The organism is Pseudoduganella violaceinigra DSM 15887 (assembly GCF_000425385.1).
GTDB classification, from domain to species: domain Bacteria; phylum Pseudomonadota; class Gammaproteobacteria; order Burkholderiales; family Burkholderiaceae_D; genus Rugamonas; species Rugamonas violaceinigra.
This window is the reverse complement of the sequence record NZ_AUDI01000028.1, coordinates 33,627-42,099: the sequence shown is the minus strand read 5'-3', so window position 1 is coordinate 42,099 and position 8,473 is coordinate 33,627. Positions and strand designations below refer to the sequence as shown.

8 protein-coding genes and 1 tRNA gene are annotated in these 8,473 nt (G+C 58.5%); all 9 read left to right on the top strand.

The window, feature by feature from the left end; all coding sequences use genetic code 11:
* The coding region (locus tag H597_RS0115860; RefSeq protein WP_028103007.1) for an EF-Tu C-terminal domain-related protein at nucleotides 1–439 on the top strand (439 nt) is incomplete at its 5' end.
* Nucleotides 440–517: 78 nt separating this feature from the next.
* Nucleotides 518–593 (top strand) — tRNA-Trp (locus H597_RS0115855).
* Between the two features lie 34 nt (nucleotides 594–627).
* Nucleotides 628–1,011, top strand: coding sequence for a preprotein translocase subunit SecE (secE, locus tag H597_RS0115850; protein ID WP_028103006.1), 384 nt, complete (start codon nucleotides 628–630; stop codon nucleotides 1,009–1,011).
* Nucleotides 1,011–1,610, top strand: a complete 600-nt coding sequence (nusG, locus tag H597_RS0115845; RefSeq protein WP_028103005.1) for a transcription termination/antitermination protein NusG — start codon at nucleotides 1,011–1,013, stop codon at nucleotides 1,608–1,610. Before secE ends, nusG begins: the two co-directional genes overlap by 1 nt.
* An 88-nt stretch (nucleotides 1,611–1,698) precedes the next feature.
* Nucleotides 1,699–2,130, top strand: coding sequence for a 50S ribosomal protein L11 (rplK, locus tag H597_RS0115840; protein WP_028103004.1), 432 nt, complete (start codon nucleotides 1,699–1,701; stop codon nucleotides 2,128–2,130).
* Nucleotides 2,131–2,132: 2 nt separating this feature from the next.
* Entirely contained in the window at nucleotides 2,133–2,822 is a 690-nt protein-coding gene (rplA, locus tag H597_RS0115835) for a 50S ribosomal protein L1 (protein WP_028103003.1), read from the top strand.
* 303 nt (nucleotides 2,823–3,125) lie between these two features.
* Nucleotides 3,126–3,623, top strand: a complete 498-nt coding sequence (gene rplJ, locus H597_RS0115830) for a 50S ribosomal protein L10 (protein ID WP_028103002.1) — start codon at nucleotides 3,126–3,128, stop codon at nucleotides 3,621–3,623.
* A 64-nt stretch (nucleotides 3,624–3,687) separates the two neighbouring features.
* On the top strand, nucleotides 3,688–4,062 hold the full coding sequence (gene rplL, locus H597_RS0115825; protein WP_028103001.1) for a 50S ribosomal protein L7/L12: 375 nt from the start codon (nucleotides 3,688–3,690) through the stop codon (nucleotides 4,060–4,062).
* Between the two features lie 190 nt (nucleotides 4,063–4,252).
* Nucleotides 4,253–8,362, top strand: coding sequence for a DNA-directed RNA polymerase subunit beta (gene rpoB / locus H597_RS0115820; protein WP_028103000.1), 4,110 nt, complete (start codon nucleotides 4,253–4,255; stop codon nucleotides 8,360–8,362).
* Nucleotides 8,363–8,473: the final 111 nt, after the last annotated feature.

Sequence of the window (8,473 nt, the reverse complement as noted above, 5' to 3'; positions counted from 1 at the left end):
CGACACCGTGAAAACCACCTGCACCGGCGTGGAAATGTTCCGCAAGCTGCTGGACCAGGGTCAAGCCGGCGACAACGTTGGCCTGCTGCTGCGCGGCACCAAGCGTGAAGACGTTCAGCGTGGCCAGGTTCTGGCCAAGCCAGGTTCGATCAAGCCGCACGATCACTTCACCGGCGAGATCTACGTTCTGTCGAAAGATGAAGGCGGCCGTCACACCCCGTTCTTCAACAACTACCGTCCACAGTTCTACTTCCGTACCACGGACGTGACCGGTTCGATCGAACTGCCAGCGGACAAAGAAATGGTTATGCCAGGCGACAACGTCTCCATCACCGTCAAGCTGATCTCCCCGATCGCGATGGAAGAAGGTCTGCGTTTCGCAATCCGTGAAGGCGGCCGTACCGTCGGCGCCGGCGTCGTAGCCAAGATCCTGGCTTAAGGCGAAAAGAATCCAGCCAAGACTAGCGCCCATCGCTGATGGGTGCTAGAATTACGGATTCACTGTAAAGTTTTACGTAGGGGCGTAGCTCAATTGGCAGAGCGTCGGTCTCCAAAACCGAAGGTTGGGGGTTCGATGCCCTCCGCCCCTGCCACCGAATCTGGTGCAGGGCACCGAAAGTAAAGTAAATGTCTAATCAATCCGTGCAAACCGTTAGCACGACGAACGATAAGTTCAAAGTCGTGTTGGCAGTTGTGGCGTTGATTGCAGGCGTGGTCGGATTCTTCATCCTGACCGGTAAACCAACCCTGGTGCGGGCAGCTGCGCTTGTGGTTGGTTTGCTCATTTCCGCTGGCATCGCGTACACCTCTGCTGCAGGCCGTGATTTCCTGAATTTCGCGAAGGAATCCGTTCGCGAGACGAAGAAAGTAGTGTGGCCAACCCACAAAGAAGCGCGTCAGATCACCATGATTGTGTTCGCCTTTGTGCTGGTAATGGCGATCTTCCTGTGGGGCACGGATAAGATCCTCGAATTTGTGTTGTACGACCTGATCCTGGGCTGGAAGAAATAATGAGCGAAATTGTGCAAGACGAGCAGCCGGGCAAGGACCCGGCGCAGGCGGTCTCCACGCCAGTCAGCAACAAACGCTGGTATGTCGTACACGCCTACTCCGGCATGGAGAAAAGCGTTCAGCGCGCCCTGACGGAGCGTGTTGAGCGTGCCGGCATGCAGGATCAGTTTGGCCAGATCCTGGTGCCGACCGAAGAAGTGGTTGAAGTGCGCAACGGCCAGAAGTCTGTGACCGAGCGCCGTTTCTTCCCTGGTTACGTGCTGGTGGAAATGGAAATGACCGACGAAACCTGGCACTTGGTGAAAAACACCAGCAAAGTGACCGGCTTCATCGGCGGCAAGTCGAATAAACCGACCCCGATCCCTGCGCGCGAGATCGAAAAGATCATGACGCAAATGCAGGAAGGCGTGGAAAAGCCACGTCCGAAAGTGCTGTACGAAGTGGGCGAGCAAGTCCGCATCAAGGATGGCCCGTTCACCGATTTCAATGGCAACGTCGAAGAAGTCAACTACGAAAAATCCAAGGTGCGTGTGTCGGTCACCATCTTCGGTCGCGCAACGCCTGTCGAGCTCGAGTTCGGCCAGGTCGAAAAGATTTAACGCTCGGCAGCGCGTCTAAGCTGCCAAAAAGAGGAGCCCCGCCGCGTGCGGGGCGCTACTACTCAATCCAACGATAGGAAGTGCCCAAATGGCAAAGAAAATCATTGGCTTTATCAAGCTGCAAGTTCCAGCTGGTAAGGCAAACCCATCCCCTCCAATCGGCCCAGCACTGGGTCAGCGCGGTCTGAACATCATGGAATTCTGCAAAGCGTTCAACGCGCAGACCCAAGGTATGGAGCCAGGCATGCCAATCCCAGTCGTGATCACTGCGTTCGCGGACAAGTCCTTCACCTTCGTGATGAAGACCCCTCCAGCGACCTTCCTGATCAAGAAGCACTCCGGCGTGCAAAAAGGTTCGGCCAAGCCGCATACCGACAAGGTAGGCAAGCTGACCCGCGCTCAAGCTGAAGAAATCGCTAAACTGAAGACCCCGGACCTGACCGCTGCCGACCTGGATGCTGCTGTACGCACCATCGCTGGTTCCGCACGTTCCATGGGCATCACCGTAGAGGGCATCTAATCATGGCAAAACTGTCCAAGCGCGCTCAAGCCATCAAGGCCAAAGTAGACCGTACCAAAGTGTACGCCTTCGACAACGCTGTCGCCCTGGTGAAAGAACTGGCCACCGCCAAGTTCAACGAATCCATCGACGTGTCCGTTCAACTGGGCGTGGACCCTAAGAAGTCCGACCAGGTGGTCCGTGGTTCCGTGGTTCTGCCAGCTGGCACCGGTAAGACCGTGCGCGTTGCTGTGTTCGCAACCGGCGACAAGGCTGAGCAAGCGAAAGCTGCCGGCGCCGACGTGGTTGGTATGGAAGACCTGGCTGAGCGCGTCAAAGCCGGCGACATGCCTTTCGACATCGTGATCGCTTCCCCGGACACCATGCGTATCGTTGGTACCCTGGGCCAGATCCTGGGTCCACGTGGCCTGATGCCTAACCCGAAAGTGGGCACCGTTACCCCTGACGTCGCTACCGCCGTGAAAAACGCGAAAGCCGGCCAGGTTCAGTACCGTACCGACAAGGCTGGTATCATCCACGCCACCATCGGCCGCAAGTCGTTCGCTGACGCCGATCTGAAGAGCAACCTGGTTGCCCTGATCGACGCACTGAACAAGGCTAAGCCAGCATCGTCGAAAGGCGTTTACCTGCGCAAAGTATCCCTGTCGTCCACCATGGGCGCTGGCGTACGCGTGGATCACGCTGGTCTTTAAGAACTTTTCGGTGTCAGGTGCTGACACGCGCAGCGTGTTGGCCCCTGATACCGCTGTATCAAATTAAGTCCTGGTCGGAAGACCAGGCGGATCTTTGGGATTGCCGGCAGTGAAAGCTGCCGGCAGGCCTTCAAAGACCGTTGGGCCGGATGCATCAGGTAGGCAGCCGGTTAATCGCGAAAGCGCCCAACGCAGATGGTGTACCCGAACAAGTTTATGTAGTCCCTTTAGACTCCTAAACCTCGGACGCCGTTGTTCGAACCGATGCGAGGCGCAAGCCGAGCATTATTTAAGGAGAAGACCGTGGGTCTCAATCTGAATGACAAAAAGGCCGTCGTTGCCGAAGTTTCCGCAAAAGTAGCAACTGCGCAAACTATCGCTGTGGCCGAGTACCGTGGCATCCAGGTTGGTCACTTGACTAAACTCCGTGCTAATGCGCGTGCGCAAGGCGTGTACATCCGTGTTCTGAAGAACACCCTGGCACGTCGTGCAGTAGAAGGCACGCAGTTCGCCGCTCTGGCCGATTCCATGACCGGTCCGCTGATCTACTCGATCTCGGATGATGCTGTTGCTGCAGCGAAAGTCCTCGCCGACTTCGCCAAAACCAACGACAAACTGGTCCTGAAGGCTGGTAACTATGCAGGTAAGCAGCTCGACGTAGCTGGCGTTACCGCACTGGCGAGCATTCCTTCCCGTGAAGTCCTCATTTCGCAGCTGTTGGGCGTTATGCTGGCTCCGGTGTCGGGCTTTGCACGTGGCCTGGCTGCTCTGGCAGCCAAAAAAGAAACCGAAGCCGCTTAATCGCTGGCCTGGTTTCTTAGTCAATACCAATTCTGTAGTACTACAAACAAATTAGGAGTTTCAAATGGCAATTTCCAAAGACGACATCCTGAACGCAGTGTCCGAAATGTCCGTAATGGACCTGAACGAACTGGTGAAGGCATTCGAAGAAAAGTTCGGCGTGTCCGCAGCTGCAATGGCAGCTCCAGCCGCTGGCGGCGGCGCTGCTGCTGCTGCAGTTGAAGAACAGACCGAATTCAACCTGGTTCTGTCCGAAGTCGGCGCTAACAAAGTTGGCGTGATCAAGGCTGTTCGCGAAATCACCGGTCTGGGCCTGAAAGAAGCCAAGGATCTGGTTGACGGCGCACCGAAGACCGTGAAAGAAGCCCTGTCGAAAGCTGACGCTGAAGCTGGCAAGAAGAAGCTGGAAGAAGCTGGCGCCAAGGCCGATCTGAAGTAATTGAACCAAGGCGGGTAACTGCCTTAGTTTAGGAAGCCAATGCGGCGGATCTCTCCCGAAAGGGAGGGTCCGCCCTTGGCTCCTTTGTCGTCTCTGAAGTAGAAGTTGTTGTTTTATAGTGAATTGAGCATTGCGCAGCGCGCCCGCAATTCTGAATTCTCTACCTTTTCCTGTCTCACACGGAGTGTCCATGCACTACTCATTTACTGAGAAGAAACGCATTCGCAAGTCCTTTGCGAAACGCGCCAACGTCCACAACGTTCCGTTCTTGCTGGCTACCCAGCTCGAGTCTTACGAGAACTTCTTGCAAGAGCACACTCCCGTTGCAAACCGCAAGAACGAAGGCCTGCAATCGGCTTTCACGTCGATCTTCCCAATCGTTTCCCACAACGGCTTCGCCCGTCTGGAATTCCTGTCCTACGTCCTGGGTGACCCGGCGTTCGACGTCAAGGAATGCCAACTGCGCGGCCTGACTTTCGCTTCCCCGCTGCGCGCCAAAGTGCGCCTGGTGATCCTGGACAAGGAATCGCCAACCAAGCCGGTCGTGAAGGAAATGAAGGAACAGGAAGTCTACATGGGCGAACTGCCCCTGATGACGACCACCGGCTCGTTCGTGATCAACGGTACCGAGCGTGTCATCGTGTCCCAGCTGCACCGTTCGCCAGGCGTGTTCTTCGAGCACGACCGCGGCAAGACGCACTCGTCCGGCAAGCTGCTGTTCTCGGCACGTATCATCCCTTACCGCGGTTCCTGGCTGGACTTCGAGTTCGACCCGAAAGACATCCTGTACTTCCGCGTCGACCGCCGCCGCAAGATGCCGGTATCGATCCTGCTGAAGGCGATCGGCATGACCCCGGAACAGATCCTGGCGAACTTCTTCGTCTTCGACAACTTCACCCTGCGCTCCGAAGGCGCGGAGATGGAGTTCGTGTCCGAACGCCTGCGCGGTGAAGTCGCGCGCTTCGACATCGTCGATCCGAAGTCGGGCAAGACCATCGTCACCAAAGACAAGCGTATCAACGCCAAGCACGTGCGCGAAATCGAAGCGGCCGGCATCCAGCACATCTCCGTGCCGGAAGACTACCTGCTGGGCCGCGTCCTGGCGAAGAACATCGTCGACCAGGAAACCGGCGAAGTGGTGGCCCTGGCCAACGACGAGCTGACCGAGGAAACCCTGGGCAAGCTGCGCGACGCCAACATCAGCGCCATCCAGACCCTGTACACCAACGACCTGGACCAGGGCGGCTACATCTCGCAGACCCTGCGTATCGACGACACCGCCGACCAGACCGCCGCGCGCGTGGCGATCTACCGCATGATGCGTCCTGGCGAACCGCCAACCGAAGAGTCGGTGGAAGCCCTGTTCAACGGCCTGTTCTACAGCCCGGACCGTTACGACCTGTCGGCGGTGGGCCGCATGAAGTTCAACCGCCGCATCAGCCGCGATGAACTGACCGGCGCCATGACCCTGTCCAACGAAGACGTGCTGGCCGTGATCAAGATCCTGGTCGAGCTGCGCAATGGCCGCGGCGAAGTCGACGACATCGATCACCTGGGTAATCGCCGCGTACGTTGCGTGGGCGAACTGGCCGAGAACCAGTTCCGCGCCGGCCTGGTGCGCGTTGAGCGCGCCGTCAAGGAGCGCCTGGGCCAAGCCGAAGCCGACAACCTGATGCCGCACGACCTGATCAACTCCAAGCCGATTTCGGCGGCGATTCGCGAGTTCTTCGGTTCGTCCCAGCTGTCGCAGTTCATGGACCAGACCAACCCGCTGTCGGAAATCACCCACAAGCGCCGTGTCTCCGCTCTGGGCCCTGGCGGTCTGACCCGCGAACGCGCCGGCTTCGAGGTGCGCGACGTGCACCCGACCCACTACGGCCGCGTGTGCCCGATCGAAACGCCTGAAGGCCCGAACATCGGTCTGATCAACTCGCTGGCACTGTACGCCCGCCTGAACGAATACGGCTTCCTGGAAACCCCATACCGCAAGGTCGAAGGCTCCAAGGTCACCGACAAGATCGACTACCTGTCCGCCATCGAAGAAGGCCGCTACATCATTGCCCAGGCAAACGCCAAGATCAATGAAGAAGGCAAGCTGGTCGACGAACTGGTGTCCTCGCGTGAAGCCGGCGAAACCATCCTGGTCTCGCCAGAGCGCGTGCAGTACATGGACGTTGCGCCAGGCCAGATCGTGTCCGTGGCAGCATCGCTGATTCCATTCCTGGAGCACGATGACGCGAACCGTGCACTGATGGGCGCCAACATGCAGCGTCAGGCCGTGCCTTGCCTGCGTCCTGAAAAGGCGCTGGTCGGTACCGGTATCGAACGTACCGTGGCAGTCGACTCCGGCACCACCGTGCAGGCACTGCGCGGCGGCGTGGTGGACTACATCGACGCGGGCCGCGTCGTGATCCGCGTGAACGATGAAGAAGCACAGGCTGGTGAAGTCGGTGTGGACATCTACAACCTGATCAAGTACACCCGTTCCAACCAGAACACCAACATCAACCAGCGTCCTATCGTCAAAGTGGGCGACCGCGTTGCTAAAGGCGACGTGATCGCCGACGGCGCATCGACCGACCTGGGCGAACTGGCACTGGGCCAGAACATGACCGTGGCCTTCATGCCATGGAATGGTCTGAACTTCGAAGACTCGATTCTGATCTCGGAAAACGTCGTCAAAGACGACCGTTACACCTCGATCCACATCGAAGAACTGTCCGTCGTTGCCCGCGACACCAAGCTGGGCGCGGAAGAAATCACCCGCGATATCTCGAACCTGGCGGAGAACCAACTGGCTCGCCTGGACGAATCCGGCATCGTGTACATCGGCGCTGAAGTGCAAGCCGGCGACGTGCTGGTCGGTAAGGTGACCCCGAAAGGCGAAACCCAGCTGACCCCGGAAGAGAAGCTGCTGCGCGCGATCTTCGGCGAAAAAGCCTCCGACGTGAAAGACACCTCGCTGCGCGTGCCATCCGGCATGGTTGGTACCGTCATCGACGTGCAAGTGTTCACCCGCGAAGGCATCCCACGCGACAAGCGCGCCCAGCAGATCATCGACGATGAACTGAAGCGCTATCGCCTGGACCTGAACGACCAGATGCGCATCGTGGAAGGCGACGCCTTCCAGCGTCTGGAAAAAATGATGATCGGCCAAGTTGTGAATGGCGGTCCGAAGAAGCTGGCCAAAGGCGCCAAGATCACCAAGGACTACCTGGACGACCTGGACAAGTTCCACTGGTTTGACATCCGTCCTGCCGACGAAGACATGGCCAAGGCCCTGGAAGCCATCAAGGAATCCATCGCCGAGAAGCGCCACCAGTTCGACCTGGCCTTCGAAGAGAAGCGTAAGAAGCTGACCCAGGGCGACGAACTGCAGCCTGGCGTGCAGAAGATGGTCAAGGTCTACCTGGCCGTCAAGCGTCGCCTGCAGTCTGGCGACAAGATGGCAGGCCGCCACGGTAACAAGGGTGTGGTGTCCCGTATCGTTCCGGTGGAAGACATGCCATACATGGCTGACGGTACCCCGGCAGACGTGGTGCTGAACCCACTGGGCGTTCCGTCCCGTATGAACGTTGGTCAGATCCTGGAAACCCACCTGGGTTGGGCAGCGAAGGGTCTGGGCATCCGTATCGGCGAGATGCTGCAAGCGCAGATCAAAGTCGAAGAGATGCGCAAGTACCTGACCACCGTGTACAACGAGTCCGGCGCCAAGGAAGACATCGCGTCCCTGTCCGACGACGAGATCATGAAGCTGGCCTACAACCTGAAGAAGGGTGTGCCGTTCGCGACTCCGGTGTTCGACGGCGCGCACGAATCGGAAATCCGCCGCATGCTGGACCTGGCGTATCCGGACGATATCGCCAAGCACCTGGGCATGACCCCGTCCAAGAACCAGGTCACCATGTACGACGGCCGCACCGGCGAAGCGTTCGAGCGCAAAGTCACCGTGGGCGTGATGCACATGCTGAAGCTGCACCACTTGGTCGACGACAAGATGCACGCCCGTTCCACCGGTCCTTACTCCCTGGTGACGCAGCAGCCTCTGGGCGGTAAAGCCCAGTTCGGCGGCCAGCGCTTCGGTGAGATGGAGGTGTGGGCACTGGAAGCGTACGGCGCGTCCTACGTGCTGCAAGAGATGCTGACCGTGAAGTCCGACGACGTGAACGGCCGTACCAAAGTGTACGAAAACCTCGTCAAGGGCGACCACGTGATCGACGCCGGCATGCCGGAATCGTTCAACGTGCTGGTGAAAGAGATTCGTTCCCTGGGTATCGATATCGACCTGGAACGCAACTAAAACCGGCAGAACGGTGTCTGACCCGCAAGGTCAGACACCAGGCGCCCCGCGGCTGCCGCGTACCAGGTGCCCGACCCCGCGGGTCAGGCACCGAACTACCGGTTTTAAGAC